Genomic DNA, 22139 nt, shown 5'->3' with positions numbered 1-22139 from the left:
TCTAATCACCTGCCACTTTTCTTCATCTCAAGCCTGTTAATTATCCTTTTATGTCTTTCAATTTCAGCATCTATTATTTCCGTCTCATTTAAAGGATATCTATTTATAAACATCTGAGTGAGTTTTTGCCTTATAAGATCATCGCCAACAATCTGAATGATATTGTAGGCCTCTTGCTTGCTCATAACACAATTCCCGTCATTATCGTTTTTGGGATCACGATTCAGCTCCTTAATAACCGCATTGATCTTATTCTTTGCAAAGTCCCCTACTACTCCTGTTTCCATGAAGAATTCTTTTATCAAAAGAGATGTTATGTTAGCGCCAAAAGTCATTCCAAGATTATTTCTGTTATAGAGTTTGAGTCCATCTTCCGTATTCAATCCGTCAAGGCAAAGCAGATTTGAGCTCTGAATGTCTGACAGAATAAACGGGGAGTTTGTGGATACAATGAGCTGTATTTTCTTTCTGGGAAAGAACTCTTTTGAAGCCTCTATAAATTTTTCTATAAAACTTTTTTGCGCATCAGGATGCAGATAAAGTTCTCCTTCATCCAGCATGATAATGAGTTCATCTTTTGCTTTTTCCCGTTTTTCTCCGAATCGTGCCCTATTGATATCTTTTGACACAAAGGCCATTCTCGCCATCATGTCAAAATACCCATTGAAACCTGAACTCATATCCATATGATCCACGATCAAATCAAAGGTAGTACTTATTTCCTTTTCACTTTTGTCAGAATGCAAATCTCTGTTATAGAATAAATCATAAAAAACAAGAAGTTCCTGCTCGGATTCTCCACTCATCCTGATTCTAAGGCTTTCACCATTTTTATCATCTTTGATAATTGTACCCAAATTCATAAGAGTACAAAATTGTTCAAACAATTCTATGACTTGATAGCAGTATTTCTTTTGACGGACATTGTCTATTTTTTCCCCTAAATAAGATAACGCCAACTCCGTCAGCTTCTGATTGCTGTTATTGACTTTATCAAATATCTGCTGCTCTGTTCCATCATCATGTCCTGTTTTATATTTTTCTATTACTTCTCTTTCAAGTAAGATAGTTATCTTATCTAGGATGTCAATAATGTATTCTGCTTCTTCTTCTCCATATGCGCCATAGCTAAAGCCATCGTCATTATATGGATCACAAAAACTAAGGGCAGCTATTATTTCATCAACCATTTCTTCTGTTCCATATGCAGTTACTATACCTATAATTCGGTTTCTTAATCCATCTTCATCATTGTAATTGTCTTCATAATCCTCAAAAGAAGCATTAGTAACTTCGCTAATCAGTTCCCTTATTTTCCCCAATGCACTTGCATTCTCACCGCTATCTCCAAAACTCTCTTCATTTTCTTCTTTATCGGATTCCCCTTTACTCTCCCAGCCTTTACCTCTCTTTTCTTCTTCGTTTTTGTATATGGCTATTTCATCTATCATTTCCTCAAGTTTAGAAAGATTTGTTTCCTGATGTTTTTCTATATATTTGGACACCTCTTGCTTGAGTTTATCCACTACTTGTGGTAATCCAGCAGAAATATCCTTATAACTCCTCAAGATATAGTTCCTGATAAGGTATGCCACAAAGGTTGTTTCCAAGTCACTTGTGTCATCCTCATTACCAGATATCCAGATATCCATTATTTCTCCAAGATTTTTTACTCTATCCTTATATTCATCCTTCAAAGCATCGTAGTTTTCTTCTATAATTCTTTCAAAATCTGCTTTTGACTTTGAATTGTCAGCAAAGAACACATCCACATTTTCTGGGAATTTAAACAAAAAATCATCTTCGAGTTTTTTATAGTCCCTGATAAGTTGCAGCCTCTTGCGAGTCTCTTCGTATTTAAATCCAGACAGGGATATATCTCCAGCTTTCCAGTCTTCCTCATTTATATTATCAACAAATTTTGAAAGCTCATTATTTGTTGAAATGTCCTTTAAATTATCCGCATCTAAAAGAGGCGTTGCCTTGTCATAGACACCAGAAAAATAAATCTGTGATATATTTTCTATCATCCTTCCATAGTCTTTTTCAGGTACAACAACAACTTTTTTGCCACCTTCTTTTATATTTTCATTTATCTTTTCGCGAAGTTTCTTCGCAAGAGTTGCGACAGAAAGTTTTTCTATATTTGTAGTGATATGAAGTCTTCTTTCTTCATCTTCTTTTATGATCACAAATTGAGGAGTTCCCTCTTTTTTTGAATTTTTCTTATCTACCCCTATCACACTGCTGATCATACGCAAAGTAGTTGTCTTGCCATTGCTATTTCTCCCTACTATGGCAGAAATATCACTTACATTTTCATATAAACCATAGACATAATCTAAGTTGCACTCACTTACTGTTACGTAAGGTTTTGTATTTCCTTTTCCTAATACCAGCTCATACGAGTATGGCCCTCCAAGATTAATATTTATTGGAAGACTTATATCGTTGTAGCCTAGCAGCCCTATATATCTGATTATCATATCCCAACCCCCATGAATACTGTGTTTTAAGAATTATTATAACTACTCCCTACATAAAAAAGAATATATCTGCGCAACTTTACTTTATTAAAATTTAATGCTTTCTTTATTTCGTTAACATGTATACAATAGATAGTGAGGGGTGGAACAATGAGAGTATTTAGTAATGCCAAAACTTTAATGACCTTGTACAAGGATTATCGCACTATGAACGATGATGATCTTACAGATTTCTATCAGTCCAAGTGCGATTATTATCAAAATTATGTAGGCATCAGCCTTATGGCTGGGGTCCTTGCCTCTATAGGCTTTATTGGTGCAGATTACATAATAAACGGAACCGTGATGCCTACGTTGATTCCCAGGCTATCAGTTCTGATAGGGGTAATTATCTTTTTTATTGTGACCCACTTTTTAAAAAGCCGAAGTGTCGTAGTCTTTATGGACTTCTTTTTGGCACACTTTATCGTCATATCTCTTATCTGGTCTATTTATCACTTAGATGACAGGATACATGCAAGTGAAGGCTTTATCATTATGAACATAGTATTTTTGACGGTAGGCTTTGTTGCAAAGCCAAGTGAAACCTTCATTTCTTCAGTGGTATTCCTTGTTGAAATCCTTGTTACTAATAATTTCAACCACTATCCAAGCCTTGAAATAATAATTGCTAATCAGATTCCACTAGCTCTAGCCGTATTTGTATCACACTTTCTCTTGATGCTTATTTACCTTGATCATTACCGTGTTCAGCAAAAGCTTGAGCTTGCCATGGTCACAGATCCTCTTACTCAGGTGTACAACAGGCATCTTTTGGAAAAGATCATAACTAAAAACGCGTTAAAAGATATATCGGGGCCTGTGGCAATTGCTATGCTTGATATAGATCACTTTAAACAGGTAAATGATGAGCATGGCCACTACACTGGCGATCTTACCCTCTTGTACATAGGACAGAAGCTGGCAAGAGGAACTCACGAAGATGATTATGTTATTCGCTATGGTGGCGAAGAATTTGTTATCATTCTAAAGAACTGCGATGTGAATAACGCCTGTGCCCGAATGGAGCAGTTCAGGCGAGATATTGAAGCTGCAACTGATACGCCTGTTCCATTTACCATTTCTGTTGGTGTTTCAAGGTATACCGGTGATTTCTCCAAGTCAATCCAAAATGTGGATAACGCCCTATACAAAGCCAAGAATACAGGGCGAAATAAGGTTGTTGTCGTTTGATAATAATATTAAGAAAAAAGAATCACTTACCTTTACCCCAAAGGAAGTGATTCTTTTTATTTATATGCTTATTTGATTATTTGATTTCAAGTCCAAAGTAAGACATTCCTAATAAAATGTACAGTCCATAGGATTCATCACTAAACAGAGCGAAATCGCCATGATCATTATATTCTGTGGTGCCCTTGTTCATATAACACAATTTATTTTTATAATCGATCATCCAAATATCATCATTATCAAATACGCTGACATTATAGTAGTATCTGGTAGTAGCTCCATTTAGTATTCTTACGTAGTTAAGATCAACCTGCATATCAGAAAAGTTAACTGCAAATGTCAATGCATACATAAGTGACTGTGCCAGATATACATCATCGGCTGCCCCAAGACTGCTGTCTACTATATCAGCTGCCAGGACTTTATAAAAAAGTTCTCTATCAAGTTTCCCTACTGAACTTGGAAGCTTTGTATCTACATAATCACAGAACTCGCTTAACTTTTTGTCACGAATAAGTGTATCTCCATTGAGCTTACCATTAGGAACAAAGATATATTCATCAGTGCCCATATAAGCTGTAGCAAATTCATATTCCATTTTGCCATAGCCAGAAAAATCTGTCTCTGCATAGCCCTTAGCATCAACCTCAGCAAATTCAGTGGATGTGCCATCTGTTTTCTTCATTGTGGAATATCCGCCAGAAGAAGCAGGAACAGTATTCTGATCATCAGTAGTAGCGTCTGTACCAGATGCAACTTCTACCTTGTCCTGGTCACCATTGTTATTATCAATCTCGTTTATTTCATCTGGTTCCTCAGTAGAAGCAGTCGCTACGCTCACTGGTGCTGGATCTGGTTCTGCTCCTGAACTCTTATTGCCTCCAAGGAGGGATGGCAAATGTGTATATCCATAGGTAATACCACCCAGAATTGCTACGCAAATTGCAATTGCAAGAATCCCGGTTCCCATTTTCTTGGGTTTTACTACTGGGTTGTTGTATACAGGTGCATTATAAACCGGCGTGCTATAAGCCTGCGCTCCATAAGCCTGCGTTCCATATGTTCCTGTATTATAAGCGTTTGAATCCGTATACTGGTAAGATGGTGTTACAGGAGAAGCCTGCTGCGCATTGTTATAATATGCACCTGCCTGCGAATTATCATAAACAGATCCGCCATAGCTATTTCCATACCCTGTATTTACATCATTTCCACCAGTAACTGCCTCTCCGCAATTTGTGCAGAAGGTCTGTCCCGGTAATATTTCAGCCCCGCAATTTGTACAAAACATTTTTCATACCTCCCTGTGTTCTTACCTTTTATACACTTAAAATCCCAACAATGTTTCACAATATTTTTTATTTTTTTATTTTTTCCTACGATACGACAAAGGGTTCTCGCATTAGCAATCATGCGAGAACCCTATCATTTACTCCTCGGAAGTATCTCCAACCGGCTTACCACCTGTTGCAAGCCACTTAAGGTATGCATTGATAAATGGATCAAGCTCACCGTCTAAAACACCATCTGCGTTAGAAGCCTTAAAGCCTGTACGTGTATCATTAACCATAGTATATGGCTGAAGGACATAAGAACGAATCTGGCTGCCCCAGGCATTATCCATAACTTCTCCACGGATACCTGCAAGCTTGGCTGCCTGCTCTTCCTGCTTCATGATAAAGAGCTTGGCCTTCAACATCTGCATAGCCTTATCCTTATTCTGGAACTGAGAACGCTCATTCTGGCAGGCAACAACTACACCTGTAGGAATATGAGTGATACGAACAGCTGATGATGTCTTGTTAATATGCTGTCCACCAGCACCACTTGAACGATATGTATCAATTCTCAGATCATCTGGATTGATCTCAATATCTAAATCTTCCTCAATATCTGGCATTACGTCACAGGATACAAAAGATGTCTGTCTCTTGGCCTGCGCATTAAATGGGCTGATACGAACAAGTCTGTGCACGCCGTGCTCTGACTTAAGAAGTCCATAAGCATTAGTTCCTGAAATCTGGAATGTGACTGACTTGATTCCTGCCTCATCACCATCAAGAAGATCTAAAACTTCTGTAGTAAATCCCTTTCTCTCTGCCCATCTTGTATACATTCTATAGAGCATTGATGCCCAGTCACAAGCCTCTGTACCGCCTGCTCCGGCATTAAGTCTGAGGATTACATCATATTTATCATAAGGCTGATTAAGAAGGTTGCTGATACGGATATTCTCAAGAGTCTCTTCAAACTCGTCAAGCTCAGATCTGATCTCAGCTGCCATATCGTCATCATCAACGCCCTCTGCATTCTGCATATCGATAAGGTCGATGATATCAGTATACTGATTGTTAAGTCTCTCGATGTCAGCTACAAGGTCCTGCATATTCTTGAGATCCTTGGTCTTCTTGTTAGCCTTCTCAGCGTTATCCCAAAAACCAGGCTCTTCCATTTCTCTTGAAAGCTCTTCAATTATCTTTTTCTTTGTACCAAGGTCAAGAGAAGCTGTAACCTCGTCAAGAGTACCTTTAAGGTTCTGAATCTCAACCTTCATCTGATCTAAAACTACCATAAATCTCTCCTATTAACTTACTTAGACCCTACCGTGGCAATTCTTGAACTTCTTGCCACTTCCGCATGGGCATGGATCATTTGGATATACCTTAGCTTCCACTCTCTTGACAGGAGCCTTGGCAACTGAATCATCCTTGTTAGTTCCTGTAACCTTGGCAACCTGCTCACGCTCTACTCTCTCTTCGATATGAACGTGGAACAAGAGTCTTACTGTATCCTCTCTTATTGCCTTGGTCATGTCATCAAACATCTCATAACCAGCAAGCTTGTACTCTACCTTAGGATCTCTCTGACCATAAGCCTGAAGTCCGATACCCTGACGGAGCTGATCCATATCATCGATATGATCCATCCACTTTCTATCGATAACCTTAAGAAGGATAACACGCTCAATCTCACGGATTGTCTCTGGCTCTGGGAACTCAGCCTCTTTAGCCTCATAGAGCTTGACAGCCTCTTCCTTGAGCTGCTGAGTAAGACCATTCTTAGTAAGGTTATCAATACGTCCTCTGTTGATCTTCTTGAGAGGAATTGTAGGAAGAAGGAGCTCGTTAAGCTCTGCAAGATTCCAGTTGTCTGGATCCGACTCCTCACCTATTACTGTCTGAACATCAGCTTCTACAATATCTGTGATCATCTTGTAGATAGAATCGCGAAGTGATTCTCCATCAAGAACCTTCTTACGCTCTGCATAGATGATTTCTCTCTGCTCGTTATTAACCTGGTCATACTCAAGAAGATTCTTACGTATGCCATAGTTGTTGGACTCAATCTTCTTCTGGGCTGACTCAATAGCCTTTGAAAGTGATGAGTGCTCAATTTCCTGTCCATCAGGAATCTTAAGTGCGTTGAACATTGAGATCAAACGCTCTGAACCAAACAGACGCATGAGGTTATCTTCCAATGAAAGATAGAACTTGGATTCACCTGGATCTCCCTGACGACCAGCACGTCCACGGAGCTGATTGTCAATACGTCTACTCTCATGTCTCTCTGTACCAATTATCTTAAGACCACCGGCTGCTCTTGCATCCTCGTCAAGCTTGATATCAGTACCACGACCAGCCATGTTAGTTGCGATTGTAACAGCGCCCTTTCTACCAGCCTCTGCAACAATCTCAGCCTCCATCTCGTGGAACTTGGCATTAAGTACCTGATGCTGGATACCTCTCTTCTTGAGCATCTTGCTGATCTCCTCAGAAGACTCAATAGTGATAGTACCTACAAGTACAGGCTGACCTTTCTCATGGGAAGCTACAACAGCATCACAGATGGCATTGAGTTTCTCTTTCTTGGTCTTATAAACTGCATCCTGATGATCAATTCTGATAACAGGCTCGTTTGTAGGGATTTCAATAACATCGAGTCCGTAGATATCACGGAACTCTCTTTCCTCAGTAAGAGCTGTACCAGTCATACCGCACTTCTTCTCAAACTTGTTAAAGAAGTTCTGGAAAGTAATAGTTGCAAGAGTCTTGGACTCTCTCTTAACCTTAACATGCTCTTTAGCCTCGATAGCCTGATGAAGACCATCTGAATAACGACGGCCTGGCATTACACGGCCCGTAAACTCATCGACAATAAGAACTTCATCGTCCTTGACAATGTAGTCATGATCCTTCTGCATAAGGTTATTGGCACGAAGAGCAAGGATAATGTTGTGCTGGATCTCAAGGTTCTCAGGATCAGCAAGGTTCTCAATACGGAAGAAACGCTCAACCTTGGCAACACCCTGTGCTGTGAGGTTAACTATCTTATCCTTCTCATTGACAATAAAGTCTCCAGTCTCTTCTCTCTCAACGCCCATGATGGCATCCATCTTGGTAAGGTCTTCCATATCCTCACCACGTGTCATCTGCTTGGCAAGAATGTCACAAGCCTCATAAAGCTTGGTTGACTTGTCGCTCTGTCCGGAAATAATAAGAGGAGTTCTCGCCTCATCAATAAGGATTGAGTCAATCTCATCGATGATAGCGTAGTTAAGGCCACGAAGAACACACTGTTCCTTGTAAATAGCCATGTTATCACGAAGGTAGTCAAATCCAAGTTCATTATTGGTAACATAAGTAATATCACAGTTGTAGGCAGCGCGTCTCTCTTCAGATGACATGCTGTTTAATACAACACCTACAGTAAGACCAAGGAATTCATGGATCTTACCCATCCACTCAGCATCACGCTTAGCAAGGTAATCGTTGACAGTTACAACGTGCACACCCTTACCAGCAAGAGCATCAAGGTATGAAGGAAGAGTAGCCACAAGGGTCTTACCTTCACCAGTTCTCATCTCAGCAATTCTGCCCTGATGGAGGATAACACCACCAATAAGCTGAACCCTGAAGTGCTCCATTCCAAGTACTCTCTTACCAGCCTCACGAACTACTGCGTAAGCCTCTGGCATGATATCATCCAAAGTTTCGCCATCAGCAAGTCTCTTTTTGAACTCTTCGGTCTTGCCCTTGAGTTCCTCATCTGAAAGCGCATGCATCTGTGGCTGCATAGCCTCAATAGAATCAACAGTGCTGCGGATTCTCTTAAGTTCTCTCTCACTATGTGTTCCAATAATCTTGTCTATAATACTCATTTTATACTCCTGAAAAAGGGTAGACTAACCCAATATTTTAGCAAAAGTCCGTTGTACATTGTAGCAGATTTGGGCCATCTTTTCAACCTAATCATTCCGAAAGAAGTCTTGCCAGGAATGTGCCTAAACACGTAGTATCTGATAGAAAAACAGTACGAAAAAAAGACCCGAAGGTCTTTTTTCCTTTTCAATATGTATACTAATCCACTTTTGCCTAATTTTATAGGGCAAGATAATTAATATTTCTGAGCCTGCTCTTCACCAGTCATTACGCGGATAGCGCCCTGCGCAAGTGCAAGTAGTTCATCCTCACCAGGATATACTGTAACTGGGCAGATCCAGTCAACACGCTCTTTGATAGCATCAGTGATAACCTGACCATAAGCAATACCACCAGTAAGAATGATCTGATCAACCTTACCCTTAAGTACTGTAGCGCAGGCACCGATGTTCTTGCAGATCTGGTAAATGAAAGCTTCACGAACAAGGATAGCCTTCTCGTTTCCTTCCTCGCACATCTTGTTAACTTCTCTCATATCGTTAGTTCCAAGGTATGCGTTCAGTCCGCCGTAGCCAACAATCTTCTTTTTCATCTCATCGTATGTGTACTTGCCTGAGAAACACATATCTACAAGAGCCTTAGCAGGAATGCCGTTAGCTCTCTCTGGAGAGAATGCACCATCACCGTTAAGTGCAGCATAAACGTCAACCATCTTGCCGTTCTTGTGAACACCTGTAGATGTACCACCACCCATGTGAACAACAATTACGCTGATCTCGTCATATTTTTTGCCGATTTCCTTGGCATATCTACGGGCAACTGCCTTCTGGTTAAGAGGGTGATCGATTGAAACACGCTCAATCTCAGGAACACCTGAAATACGAGCAACTGGCTCCATCTCGTCAACTACTACAGGGTCAACAATGTATGATGGAACGCCGATTTCATCGCCGATCTCTCTTGCAAGGATACCGCCAAGGTTAGAAGCATGCTGACCCTGAACGCCCTTTCTAAGATCCTCAAGGAGGGCATCTGTACACTCATAGGTGCCGCCTGGGATAGGACGAAGAAGTCCTCCGCGTCCAACGATTACGTTAAATGACTTGATGTCGATGTTTTCTTTCTTAAGGAAATCAAGAATGATATTCTTACGGAAGTCCTTCTGGTCGATGATTGAAGCATAGCTTTCAATCTCTTCTGTGCTGTGTCTTAAAGTCTCCTCTTTAACAAGAGTCTCGTCCTCAAAGATACCAACCTTTGTAGATGTAGAACCTGGATTAATAATTAAGCTCTTTATCATGATTATTCCCCTTCTGTCAGATTCCTCTGACCATGTATATTTAAGTCCCTTAGATCAAAGGATTCCCTTTTTCTTATCTTCTGCAACTACGGCTGCAAGTGCGATTGAGTTAACCTTAACCTCAACAGAATCTGATCTTGAAGTAAGGATAACTGGTGCCTTGGTTCCTGTAAGAATGTTACCGTTCTTGACTGTTGCAAGTCTTACAATAGTCTTGTATGTAAGGTTTCCTGCATGGATGTCAGGGAAAAGAAGGATGTCTGCATCACCTACGATCTTACGATCAAGGGCACCTGCCTTATGCTTGGCAGCTTCTGGATCGATGGCAAGGTCCATGGAAAGAGGTCCGTCAACGATACAGTTCTTGATCTCGCCTTCTTCATTCATTCTTGTAAGTTCTGCTGCCTCTACTGTTACAGGCATCTTAGGGTTAACAACTTCTACAGCTGCAAGTGGAGCTACCTTAGGGCACTCAACGCCGCAGGCTCTTGCTACATCTACTGTATACTCAATGATGACCTTCTTGTCCTCAAGAGTTGGATATGGCATGAATGCAACGTCTGTAAGGAATAAAAGACGGTCAATACCAGGAATTTCAAATACGCAAACGTGTGAAAGTGGACGGCCTGTACGAAGTCCAACTTCCTTGTCAAGAACGCTCTTAAGGAAGTCCTTGGATTCAAGTGAGCCCTTCATATATATATCAGCCTTACCATCGTGAACAAGAGAAACTGCTGTACGTGCAGCCTCGATTGTGTCCTTAACATCAATGATCTCATAATCAGCTGGATTCATGGAAAGCTCGCCCATGATCTTCTCAATCTGTTCCTTGTCACCAACAAGGATTGAATCAACGATTCCTCTTTCCTTGGCAACCTTAACTGCCTCAAGTACGTGTGAGTCCTGAGCTACTGCTACAGACATTTTCTTGGTCTCTGCTGTCTTAAGCTTAGCAAGGATATCATCAAAGTTCTTACTCATCTTACAAAACCTCCATATATTATTGGTTATTCAATATCAATCGCCATATGACAAAATTTTAACACTCCACTATATATTTTTCAAGACACTATTAAATAAAGGCTTTCTTTTCAAATTCATCTGCTGGAAGTGCTTGGGAGAAATAATAACCCTGAACCAGATCGCAGCCTCTTTCCTTGAGGAAGTCAAGCTGAACCTTTGTTTCAACGCCTTCTGCCACGACTGTAAGTTTCAGATTCCTTGCAATATCAAGGATAAGCTCAACCATACGGCTATCCTTTTCCTCTTTTCCGATATTGCGAATAAAGCCCATATCAAGCTTTAAGATATCTATAGGCATTGAGGTCAGCATATTAAGCGACGAATAACCAGTTCCAAAGTCGTCCATCTCGATAATATAGCCCTTGTCCCTAAGGCTGCCTATAACCTTAATAATCTGGTCTTTATTGCCTGTGTAGGCAGATTCTGTAAGTTCCAGATGAAGTAAATCTCTGGAAAGGCCATTGTCCTGAGTAATCTTATCAAGAACAACTTCAAGCTCCGGATCAAAGACATCAATCCTTGAAAGATTCACAGAAATAGGATATGACACACCATATTTTTCCTTCCAGGCTGCAATCTGCCTGGCTACTTCGCTCCATACATATTTATCCAAAAGGCCGATCAGATTATTCTTTTCAAAAAGATTTATGAATACACCAGGAGATATCATTCCAAGCTCTGAATGTTCCCAGCGGATAAGCGCCTCTGCGCTCTTTAACACCGGAGGATCCACCTGAATGTCGTACTTGGGCTGGTAATATACCTTAAACTCGTGGTTTTCAAGTCCTCTCCTGATATCGTTTAGAAGCTTTTGCTCCTCGAGCTCTTTTTTCCTCATCTCTTCACTAAAGACCATAAGCCTTGAGTGATGTCCGTCCTTAGTCATAGCACAGGCAGTCCTTGCCCTGTCTAGAAGCTGTACTGGGCCTATATCTTCTTGCCAGGGCATTACGCCCATTCTAAGCAGGATAACTACGTTCTCAGCTATATTGTCTAGCTTCTTCTGGGTCCTATCAAACAGAACCTGGTAATCATCTGAATGACGGCAATAAATATTGAATCTGTCAGCCATGGCTCTACAGGCTATTCCATCATTTTCTCTGAGAAAAGCTGTGATCTCATCACCAATTGTTTTAAGTACCTTGTCGCCAAATTCCCAGCCATACAAGGCATTTATCATGTGAAACTGCTCAACATTAAGAACTATGGCATCGCGTTTCTCAGCTGGATGCTCTTTAAACATTCTATCTGCATAAGCAAAGAAGTAGTTTCTGGTATAAAGGCCAGTAACAGGATCATGCTCAGTTTCAGAGATAAGTTCCTGTCGCTCATTGGCGCGCTTATCAGAACGCAGCGCTAAAAGCAGCAAGATCAGGATTACTAAAAGAACTACAGCAAGAACCAAAAGAACACTTTTATAATTATCTTTTAGAAAATCCCGGAAAGTGATTTTTTCTTCCCCAGCATAATACTTATAAAAATATCCCTCTACCTTATCCTCTGTGCCTACGTTTGCTGTTTTATTCAATATTGAAAAAAGATCTATGTCATCTCTATTAACTCCTATTGAAAAGAGGACGTCATGGGCCGTAGTTCTAAGAGATAAGTTATATCTTCGTCTCAAAGTTTCCGTTCTGTTTAGCCTATAGCTTGCGACCATGGCGCAATCTGTATTTCCATCTACTGTACTCTTATAGCATTCTTCTAAGGTATCGTAATAGGTAATCTTCCACTTAGGGAATTTTTCTTTTACAAAACTATCAAAATTTATATTTCCCTTTAAGAGAGCAACTCTTGTATCGTCTGAACTGAATATATCCTTGGCCCTATCACCCACAGTGGCGTATACCTCTGTCCTCATGATAGGATTAGTCAAAAGAATATCCGTTTCATCACAATCTGAAGGAGAAAGAAAAAGCGGAAATACAGCGTCAACCTCTCCGTTTTTAAGCCCATTTAAAGCATCTTCTGTCGTCTCATAGGCTACAGGCTCAAAAGCAATATGCCCATTTTTCATACAAGTGCCTGCATACTTGATATAATCAGCAAAAGCTCCATATAATTCGCCATCCTTCTGAGTGCAAAATGGCAGATAATCGTCCCTGTAGCCTATCCTTATAGGACCATTATCCTGTAGCCACCTCAGTTCAGATTCTGTCAAAAATGTGCTTGTACTTACAGGAAATATATATCTTTCGTATAGTCTCTGATTATAATGAGGATCCTCATTTCTGATACGGAGAATGGCCTGATTAAGGTCATTTAAGAGATCTGGTCTTTCTTTGTTAACAGCAAAATAGTAGTCTGATTCACCTATATTAAATACAGGCAGACAGACTTCATCATTACCCATAGCATCATAATATATATATGCATCAAGTTCCCCATTTTTAAGCTTGTCGAAACTTTCCTTAATGGAATAGCCCGACAAATCAGGGATTTCTATAGTAAGTCCATTGTCTTGCGCCCATCTTTCGAGAAGTTCCTTGGGCACAGAATTAGGAACAGCACCGATTGTTGCATTTTCAAATGTACTGATGTCACTTGGGTCAAGCTTTGTATTCCCAGCCACAATATACATATAATAGGTTTCAGATCCCATGGGCATAGAAGGAAACAGCACCTGGCCGGCCCTTTCTCTTTTATATGAAACATCGCTCAAAAGGTCTATTTCACCATTTTCAAGCATATGATAGAGTTCATCCCAGTTTCCCTCTACATACTCATATTCCCAATTGGAATAAGCTGCTATTCTCTGCTGATATTCATAGGCGAGGCCATTGCGTTTGCCATTAGCATCGTAGTAGCAATATGTCGACTCATACCAGCCAACTCTTACTTTCTTTTTTTCAGGTACTCCCGCATAAGATACAAGCGCAGGTAAAAGAGCGCACAAAAACGCAAGGCAAGCAACTAATGCAATAAGCCTTGAAGCCTGCCTAAAATTTTTCCTCATGCAATTGTATCTGAAACGTGCTTTCGCCATTGTTATTCCGACATTAAACAAAATTAACGATGTGAGAAAATATATATCAGCATGAATATATTATTACGTTTAAATGATAACACTTTATGTGTATCAAATTTATTAAACTGACATAAAAAAACCTTAAAAGAATATGATAAAATACCTATATAACAATCTCTTTTGGAGGTATTTTTATGGGTAAGGTTTTTCATGTAGACAAGCAGATTGCCAACAAGAACGTTGAGGATTCTGTAACTGAATGGACCAAGGTTGTTCAGTATGGCGATATCAATGCTGAGAACAGGCTCTTTGGTGGCAAACTCATGAGCTGGATAGACGAAGTGGCAGGAACTGTTGCAATCAGGCATTCAGGAAATCCTATTGCCACTGCTGCAATTGACAACATGCAGTTCAAGCAGGGGGCTCTTTTAGGCGATGTCCTTGTTATTATTGGAAAAATTACATATGTTGGAAAGACTTCTATGGAAGTCCGCGTAGATACTTACGTTGAAGATGTTAAGACTGGTATGAGGCACGTTCTGAACAGGGCCTATCTCACAGAGGTTTGTATCGACAATGACGGTACTCCCTGTACAGTTCCTTATGGTCTCAACGTAAAGACAGAGAGTGAAAAAGCTGAGTGGGAAGGCGCTATAAAGAGAAGGGAACTTCGCAAGCAGCGCAGAATGGAAGGTTTCTAAATTATTAATTTAAATGATAAATAAGGTCTGGCTCAGCGTCAGCTACGGCAAAATGCGCAAGATAATGCACGTTTTCGCCTTGCTGACTGCTGAGCCAGACTAATTTTTGCCGGATATTTATATTCCAGGCGTTTTCTTTATTTTTTCAGAGTGGCTGATCAGTCGATGTCTGCTGCGATATCGATGTTCTCGCCTGTAATCCCTACCCATGCGCCGTCTTTTGCTTCACTTGCCTCAGCGTGTGCAAGAAGCCACTTGTTAGTTGCTGTGAGCATTCTATCTTCCTGGTTTCTAGCTTCAAACTCAGGCTTACCTACGTTTGTTCCCTTAGGAAGTCCTACAAGTACCTGGAATCCTGAGTCCTTGTGAGCCTGGCAAGGAGCATAGTGAAGTGCTGTTGCATAAACTTCGATCATTGTGCCTGCTGGGCAGAAGAAAGCCTTAACCTTGCTGGAATCAAGCTTGTAATCTACAATTTCTTCTCTCTTGGCAAGAAGGAGGATAAAGTCTGTTGAGCCAAGGTTTATTTCTGATGAGCGGTGATACTCAAGGCAGTTGAGCTTAGTGTTGTGGCCGTTGCACCATCCAAACTGCATTGGTGATCCACCAAAAAGGCTGTTTGTGATAGAATCAGCTGCTGCAAGGCTCTGAAGTGCAGGCTCTTCTGCGACGTAGTCTGTTCCCTCAGGAACTGGAGTGTGTGCCTTGAGTGCGTCGACGATTGCCTTTTTCTCTTCTTCGTAGCCTTCAATTATTCTTCCATAGTTTGTGAACTCTGGATCTGTGACATTATATATTTTCATACCTTCTCCTTTCGGGCTAAAGCGCCCAATTAAAATCTTTTCATCTATCCCCTATGATATTCCCTGCAACAATAATTTTCCTATCACATTACAACTTATTCTGCGCAAAATTTGCTATGGTGGTAACCGAAAGTGACTGGCTATCCGAAAGGGGCTGGCTCATCGCCAGGACGGCAAAATGCGCAATTTTTGCTCCTGTTAAACCAAGCACTTCGTAAAGCCCATAGCATCAGTCTCTGCGTGCATGGGCACTTGAGACTGATTGGTCTTTCCTCCGTGGTTTAAAAAGTCGCAAAATATTGCGCACTTTCGCCTTTCTGACGATTGAGCCAGCCTCTTATACCGGAAGTTTCTGTTCTAAGACGGCCCTTTTATAATTGCCAGTTTTCTTCGTGTCTCCACTGCTCTACCCTGTCAACTAGCATTGCCTAGATTACTTGACACAGTATATGAATTCAGCTACATGCTATCTTTGATAATTATGAATAAATCAGTGCGCTTTCATTAAATCTCAGTTAGTCTTTCTATCGTAAGCTATGAGAATGGCCTTGGTGGCAAATATAATCAGTGGGTTTGGATGTTTCATGCAGTAGTATAGGAGTTTGTTTGACTTAGAGGATATCTGAACTTCTGCTGTGTCGATACGCCTTTTTATATCCTCTCGTAAAAAGATATCTCTTACTCTTTTTACAGTATTTTTGTCCTGACATCTAAGTTCATTTTTTAGAACCCAGAAAAGATAAATGACGTACTCTCTGTCTATCTGCTGATCTGCATTTGCAATCTTCTTATCTCTTAAAATATCCCTGAAAACAGTATAATAGTTGTCAAGATTGTTTAAGAGTTTGGCATCATAACCGTGAGACATGGAATCAAAAACAAGTCTGTAGTGATAGAAGTATCCCTCTTTAACTACAACGAGTCTCTTGCAATCGCACAGGCAGGGAAGAGTCATATTAACGTCCTCTCCCATTTTTATATTGCCCTTACAGTACTTGATATTATCAAGCACGAGCTGTTTGGAAATGAGTTTCATGCATCTGGACATGGTGACGGGGCGGACTTCCTCGCCTAGGAGTCTTGTTCTAACCTCCTCAAGTTTATCTCCGGTATATTCGCCAGGAGCAAGGCTCTGGGTTTCCTTGCGGCGCTCGCCGGCCTTTTCCACAATGTAATTACTGGAGATTATCTCGCTCTGAACAAAGGGGGCATCAGCCTTGTCTTTGTCTCTGCCAAGGCTGGTATACGGGTAAAGGGACTGGACCATATCTTTTTCTACCCAATCGTCACTGTCGATGTAGCAGACGTAGGGGGATGTTGCCTCTTTTGTACCTCTTATCCAGGCGGAGGTAAGGCCTCCGTTTTCCTTGTGGATAATTCTGACTCTGTCATCCTTTTTAGCATATTCATCGCACATCTGAGGGCTTATGCCATCTGTTGATCCATCGTCAACAAGAATAATCTCTATGTCCTTCTCAGTCTGTGCAAGGACTGACTCCATGCACTGATCAAGGTATTTAGCTGTATTGTAAACTGTGAGTATTACACTGACCTTGCTCATACTCCGCTTGCTCCTTTTTCTTTAAATAATCTCATCATCTCGTTAGTAAGACTATAGTCCGGAACCTGGAGAATGACGTCTTCCGGAGAGACCCACTCAGCGTATTTCAGCTCAGACTCATCCATCTTAATTTCTTTATCTCCCTCAACCTCGCAGAAAAAGCCTGCCAGGATATCAAGGGCAACGCCCCAGGGCTGTGACTTGTAGTAACGGATGTTTTTAACTTTTAGCCCCACTTCCTCCTGAACTTCTCTTTTTACTGTCTCTTCCAGGGTTTCTCCGATTTCTGTAAATCCTGCAACCAGTGCATTCTGGGCAAATCCAGTCCTGTACTTGGTCAAGAGTATCTTATTATCTTCCCTGTCTATCACGCCTATTATAACAGCAGGGTTTATTCTGGGATAAACCTTGTGACCGCACTCCGGACACATAATAGCCCTTTCAAGAGTATCGTGCTGCGTTTTATGACCGCATTTTCCGCAAAATCTTGTTCCTTCATACCATTCATTTAAATGGTAAGCTGTGTACAGGGCAAAAATAAGATGCCTTGGTCCCATTCCGCTTCTGCGAAGAGCTGTCAGCTTAGTGTATGTAAGAGCTGTCTCAGGCCCTGGATCATTAGATTCTCTTTCGCAGTTTTCCACATCTCCAGGAAGCAAAAAGAGCTTCTCCTTATCAATCTTAAAAAGATATATAGCCTTTTCTCTTTCCTTCTTGGAAATGTCAAAAAAGCCTGGAAGCTGAATTTCCTCGGCCTTATCTAGCTCCTTTACCAGTATTTCCCTGTCAGAAGAAGGGCCTCTAAAGCATACGAACCTGCTGCCTTCATCTGGTCTTTCCTGTGGATAATAATGATTATCAATTTTATATGGTGAAATATCCTGTATCATTTTTCTCTCATATGCACGCTAGTGCAAAATACTGATTATGATGTCAATGGTTCCTGCATCATAGGTCTGTAGTTCTCATACCATTAACCCTGATACTTAGTTTATAATACCCTTTCTATAAGTTTTTTGCTATCTGAAATAAATTTTCAGATACTTGTCCACCGGCAAACGAAAATGTGATAAAATCTAATTTGACATCAACTTATTTCGTCCTACTTTTGGAGAAAACTCTATGTCTAAAAATAAGCCAAATCTAAATACCGTCTATGTTCCAGAAAGGCTAAAAGAAGAAATCTGCAATATATCAAACTGTTCCCTAACCACCGTTGTAGCACCCATGGGGTATGGCAAGACAACGCTTGTAAACTGGTATCTTGGGGAATGTTCTAAAAAAGATAATTCTCTTGTTATAAGAATAAATATTTATTCAGAAAACCTGGCTATTTTCTGGAAAAGCGCTCAGGATGCTTTTTCTTTTGCCGGGCTTACATTTTTATCAGAATATGCCTGCCCCACTGATGCTATAAGCGGAGGGCTTGTAACTGACGCCATTTGCAACACACTATCAGGCAAAAGACCTGTCTATGTTTTCATTGATGATTTCCATCTTCTTACAGATGAGACTGCATCTACATTCCTGTGCGCATTCGCAAGAAGAATTCCTGACAATATGCATCTGGTCATTGCCGGACGTGATAGTTTCATGCATTCATCTGATGTTATAAGTCTAGGCAATAAGCTGTATCAGATTGATACTGAACAGCTCAGATTAACTTTTGATGAGATTGTTCAATACACGCACAAATGTGGTATAGAAATGACTCCTGAAGAGTTGCAGCAGCTCTTTTACGTAAGTGAAGGATGGTATTCCGCTGTTTATCTGAATCTTAATACCTTTTCAAGACAGGGGCATCTCCCCAGCTCAGATTCAGATATCTATACCATGTTTACAGAAGCCATGATTGATTCTCTTCCTGATGATCAGAGGGAATTCCTTGCAGTTATGGGACTTGCTGATGAATTCAACCTCCCTATGGCTTCATTTATCACAGAAATTTCCGATGTCAGGAATATCCTGAACCTTTTCACCAAACACAATGCCTTTGTAAAAAAGCTGGCTGACGGTCACACCTACCGTTTCCACCATATGATGAAAGAATGTGCCGAAAAGACCTTCTCTACATTAGACAGAGAAAAAAGAGCTAAATATATAAATCGCTATGGGGCCTGGTACGAAGCACACAATCAGTATATCCATGCCATGATAGCCTACAGATACGACGATAACTATTCCAAGATTTTACAGGTCATAGAAAAAGACGCCGGAGTACTGTTGTCCTACATAAAGCCCAAAAATTTCCTTGATTCCCTTGAGAATTGTCCTGAAAAAGTATTAAAGGCGCACCCTGCAGCTCTTTTGGTGCTTATGAGGTGCATGTTCAACTGGCACAATATACCTAAAATGCTGGAGTTAAAAGAGCTCCTTCATGAATCTATAAAAGAGCATATTGAAATAAGTGAAGAGGAGAAAGGAAATCTTCTGGGAGAAAGCGATCTTGTCACAAGTTTTCTCATGTATAATGACATTTCTGCCATGAGTAGGCTCCATCAAAGCGCAAGTCATCAGATGACAAGGCCGGCAATAAGTATCAGCAATACCGCGGGCTGGACCTTTGGCTCGCCATCTGTCCTTATGATGTTCTACAGACAGTCAGGTGATCTGGAAAAAGAGCTTAAGGAAATGGATGAGTGCATGCCTCATTATTACAAGGTCACAGACAACCATGGCTGGGGTGCCGAGGCAGTAATGCGGGCAGAGGCTTCTTTTGCCCAGGGAAAGCTCTCTGACACCAGAATAGAACTCGAGCAGGCCTACGCACAGCTTAAAGTATTTCCGCAGGAAAATATCCTGCTCTGCTGTGACTTCCTATGCCAGAGGCTGTCACTAATCGCGGATACAGTGATAAAGGTTTCTCTGGAAGAGAGGTATAAAGAGCTTGTGGACAACCACAACAGTGGTTTTATAAATATCTGGAGTTCCATTAGTGCATACTTCTACGCGCTTTCAGGGGAAGTAGAAAAAATTCCCGCTATTTTCGCAGCACATAAAACAGAAACTATGAATGTTTTAGCTCCTGGTAAGCCTATGGTAGATATGATTGAGAATCAGGTTTACCTGGCTCAGAAGGATTACGCCAAGGTACTTGGCAAGAGTCCGATAATCCTTGGAATGTGTGATGCGCTTCATTACCAGCTAGTAAAGCTGCATGTAATAATTCAGTCGGCTGCTGCCTATCACATGCTTGATAAGCACGACCAGAGCATACAGCTTCTTAAGGAGGCTTTTGAGATAGCAGCTCCTGATAGCCTTATTATTCCTTTTGTAGAATGCTACTCATACATAAAAGATATTCTGTCAGATGATACTTTTTCTCAAGAATATGGATCGCTTGTTGCAAAGATAAATAAGCTAGGAAAGAATCGCGATTCTTCTACTACTGTAATGAGCCTTCATGAACTGACTTCCAGAGAAAATGAGATTGCATCTCTTATGGCAAAGCGTCTGACAAATTGCGAAATTGCAGAAAGGCTCTTCTTGTCAGAAGGAAGTGTCAAGCAGTACAGTAATCAGATCTACTACAAGCTCCACATAGAGGGCGATACCAGGACCAAGAGAAAACGCCTTTTAGAGATGCTGGCAGGTAAGTAAAGAAATAAGTCCGGCAGATTTTATTCTATCAACTGCCTCTATAGTATTCTCTCTGCTTCCAAAAGCTGTGAGTCTGAAGTAATGCTCACCGTGGGGGCCAAAGCCTGATCCTGGAGTTCCGACAACATTTACGTTTTCAAGAAGATAGTCAAAAAACTCCCAACTGGTCATATTTCCTGGGGTTCTAAGCCAGATATATGGTGCATTTACACCGCCGTATACTTCAAATCCAGCTTCTTTAAGGCCATCATAGATATATCTGGCATTTTCAAGGTAGTAAGCCACCTGCTCTTTTATCTGTGCTCTACCCTCAGGGCTGTAGCAGGCTTCTCCTGCCTTCTGGATAATGTAAGGAGCTCCATTGTACTTGGTGCCGTGTCTTCTGGCCCACAGTGGCCACAGTCTTTCTCCGCCTGCCTTAAGTTCTTTTGGTATAACTGTAAAGCCTAGTCTAAGGCCGGTAAATCCTGCGGTCTTTGAAAAAGATCTAAATTCAATCGCACACTCTTTTGCCCCATCGCATTCATAAATACTATGAGGAACGTTATCTTCAGTGATAAAAGACTCATAGGCGGCATCATAAAGGATTATTGAGCCATTTTTGTTTGCATAATCCACCCACTGCTGAAGTCTCTCTTTAGTTATAACTGCGCCTGTCGGGTTATTGGGGAAACACAGGTAAATAAGGTCTGGCACCTCAGAAGGAAAGTCAGGAGCAAAGCCATTTTCCTTGGTACAGGGCATGTAGATGACGCCTTTAAAGCCATCAGTTATATCGTCGTATTCGCCAGTTCTGCCAGCCATAACATTGGAATCAACGTAAACGGGATAAACGGGGTCACAGACTGCAATCTTATTATCCGCTCCGAAAATCTCCTGAATATTACTGCAATCTCCCTTTGCTCCGTCAGATACAAAAATCTCATCGGCTGAGATATCGCAGCCTCTTGCCTTATAATCAAAATCAGCAATAGCGCTTCTAAGAAACTCGTAGCCAAGGTCTGGTGCATAGCCCTTAAAGGTAGCCTCATTGCCCATTTCATTGGCAGCACCGTGAAGCGCCTCTATAATCGCTGGAGCGATTGGTCTTGTAACGTCTCCGATTCCAAGTCTAATAACTTTTTTATCCGGATTAGCCTCCTGAAAAGTTCTTACCTTCTCTCCTATTCTGGAAAAGAGATAACTTCCCGGAAGTTTTAAATAGTTCTTATTTATTGAAGCAGCCATACAATCCTCCTAAATTCAAAAGCCTTTAATACGCATAAAGGCGCCTTAGAGATGTTCTCTAAGACGCCTTTGTCTTTA

At 40.9% G+C, this 22139-nt stretch carries 14 protein-coding genes; 3 read left to right on the top strand and 11 right to left on the bottom strand.

The annotated features are described in order from the left end of the window. Nucleotides 1-5 precede the first annotated feature (5 nt). A complete protein-coding gene (locus BLO53_RS09955) occupies nucleotides 6-2486 on the bottom strand; it encodes a hypothetical protein (protein ID WP_092061058.1) in 2481 nt (826 codons plus the stop codon). A gap of 150 nt (nucleotides 2487-2636) precedes the next feature. Here BLO53_RS09955 and BLO53_RS09950 point away from each other — a divergent pair, with 150 nt between their 5' ends. Further along, on the top strand, nucleotides 2637-3719 hold the full coding sequence (locus tag BLO53_RS09950) for a GGDEF domain-containing protein (RefSeq protein WP_092061056.1): 1083 nt from the start codon (nucleotides 2637-2639) through the stop codon (nucleotides 3717-3719). A 76-nt stretch (nucleotides 3720-3795) separates the two neighbouring features. On the opposite strand, the gene BLO53_RS09945 is transcribed toward BLO53_RS09950, so the two are convergent. From BLO53_RS09945 to BLO53_RS09920, 6 genes are all read right to left on the bottom strand, one after another. Then, nucleotides 3796-5010: a zinc ribbon domain-containing protein gene (locus BLO53_RS09945; protein WP_092061055.1), complete on the bottom strand. Its 1215-nt coding sequence runs from the start codon at nucleotides 5008-5010 to the stop codon at nucleotides 3796-3798. 138 nt (nucleotides 5011-5148) lie between these two features. Then, entirely contained in the window at nucleotides 5149-6291 is a 1143-nt protein-coding gene (gene prfB / locus BLO53_RS09940; RefSeq protein WP_092061053.1) for a peptide chain release factor 2, read from the bottom strand. Nucleotides 6292-6312: 21 nt separating this feature from the next. Continuing rightward, nucleotides 6313-8877: a preprotein translocase subunit SecA gene (secA, locus tag BLO53_RS09935; RefSeq protein WP_092061051.1), complete on the bottom strand. Its 2565-nt coding sequence runs from the start codon at nucleotides 8875-8877 to the stop codon at nucleotides 6313-6315. A 236-nt stretch (nucleotides 8878-9113) separates the two neighbouring features. Continuing rightward, the gene (gene buk / locus BLO53_RS09930) at nucleotides 9114-10178 is read right to left on the bottom strand and encodes a butyrate kinase (RefSeq protein WP_035789451.1); all 1065 of its coding nucleotides are present in this window, start codon (nucleotides 10176-10178) and stop codon (nucleotides 9114-9116) included. Nucleotides 10179-10232: 54 nt separating this feature from the next. Beyond that, nucleotides 10233-11159: a phosphate butyryltransferase gene (gene ptb, locus BLO53_RS09925; RefSeq protein ID WP_026488765.1), complete on the bottom strand. Its 927-nt coding sequence runs from the start codon at nucleotides 11157-11159 to the stop codon at nucleotides 10233-10235. 91 nt (nucleotides 11160-11250) lie between these two features. Continuing rightward, complete coding sequence (locus tag BLO53_RS09920; protein ID WP_176757239.1) at nucleotides 11251-14157, bottom strand: EAL domain-containing protein; 2907 nt, start codon at nucleotides 14155-14157, stop codon at nucleotides 11251-11253. A gap of 206 nt (nucleotides 14158-14363) precedes the next feature. On the opposite strand from BLO53_RS09920, the gene BLO53_RS09915 reads away from it, so the two are divergent. Continuing rightward, nucleotides 14364-14870, top strand: a complete 507-nt coding sequence (locus BLO53_RS09915) for an acyl-CoA thioesterase (RefSeq protein ID WP_035789453.1) — start codon at nucleotides 14364-14366, stop codon at nucleotides 14868-14870. 158 nt (nucleotides 14871-15028) lie between these two features. On the opposite strand, the gene BLO53_RS09910 is transcribed toward BLO53_RS09915, so the two are convergent. The 3 genes from BLO53_RS09910 to nudC form a co-directional block, all read right to left on the bottom strand. Next, the gene (locus tag BLO53_RS09910) at nucleotides 15029-15673 is read right to left on the bottom strand and encodes a DUF4867 family protein (protein ID WP_092061048.1); all 645 of its coding nucleotides are present in this window, start codon (nucleotides 15671-15673) and stop codon (nucleotides 15029-15031) included. 511 nt (nucleotides 15674-16184) lie between these two features. Continuing rightward, nucleotides 16185-17234, bottom strand: coding sequence for a glycosyltransferase family 2 protein (locus BLO53_RS09905; RefSeq protein WP_092061046.1), 1050 nt, complete (start codon nucleotides 17232-17234; stop codon nucleotides 16185-16187). After that, complete coding sequence (gene nudC, locus BLO53_RS09900) at nucleotides 17231-18124, bottom strand: NAD(+) diphosphatase (protein ID WP_092061044.1); 894 nt, start codon at nucleotides 18122-18124, stop codon at nucleotides 17231-17233. The genes BLO53_RS09905 and nudC overlap by 4 nt, the downstream gene beginning before the upstream one ends. 232 nt (nucleotides 18125-18356) lie before the next feature. Between nudC and BLO53_RS09895 the strand changes: the two genes are divergently transcribed. Further along, nucleotides 18357-20834 carry a helix-turn-helix transcriptional regulator gene (locus BLO53_RS09895; RefSeq protein ID WP_092061042.1) on the top strand — a complete coding sequence of 826 codons (2478 nt, stop codon included), beginning with the start codon at nucleotides 18357-18359 and terminating at the stop codon, nucleotides 20832-20834. Here the strand turns inward: BLO53_RS09895 and BLO53_RS09890 are convergent. Then, a complete protein-coding gene (locus tag BLO53_RS09890; RefSeq protein ID WP_092061040.1) occupies nucleotides 20811-22061 on the bottom strand; it encodes an LL-diaminopimelate aminotransferase in 1251 nt (416 codons plus the stop codon). The genes BLO53_RS09895 and BLO53_RS09890 overlap by 24 nt on opposite strands. Nucleotides 22062-22139 lie beyond the last annotated feature (78 nt).

The sequence above is a fragment of the Butyrivibrio sp. INlla14 genome, from assembly GCF_900102515.1.
Taxonomy (GTDB): Bacteria; Bacillota; Clostridia; order Lachnospirales; family Lachnospiraceae; genus Butyrivibrio.
This window is presented reverse-complemented; position numbering and strand designations above follow the sequence as displayed.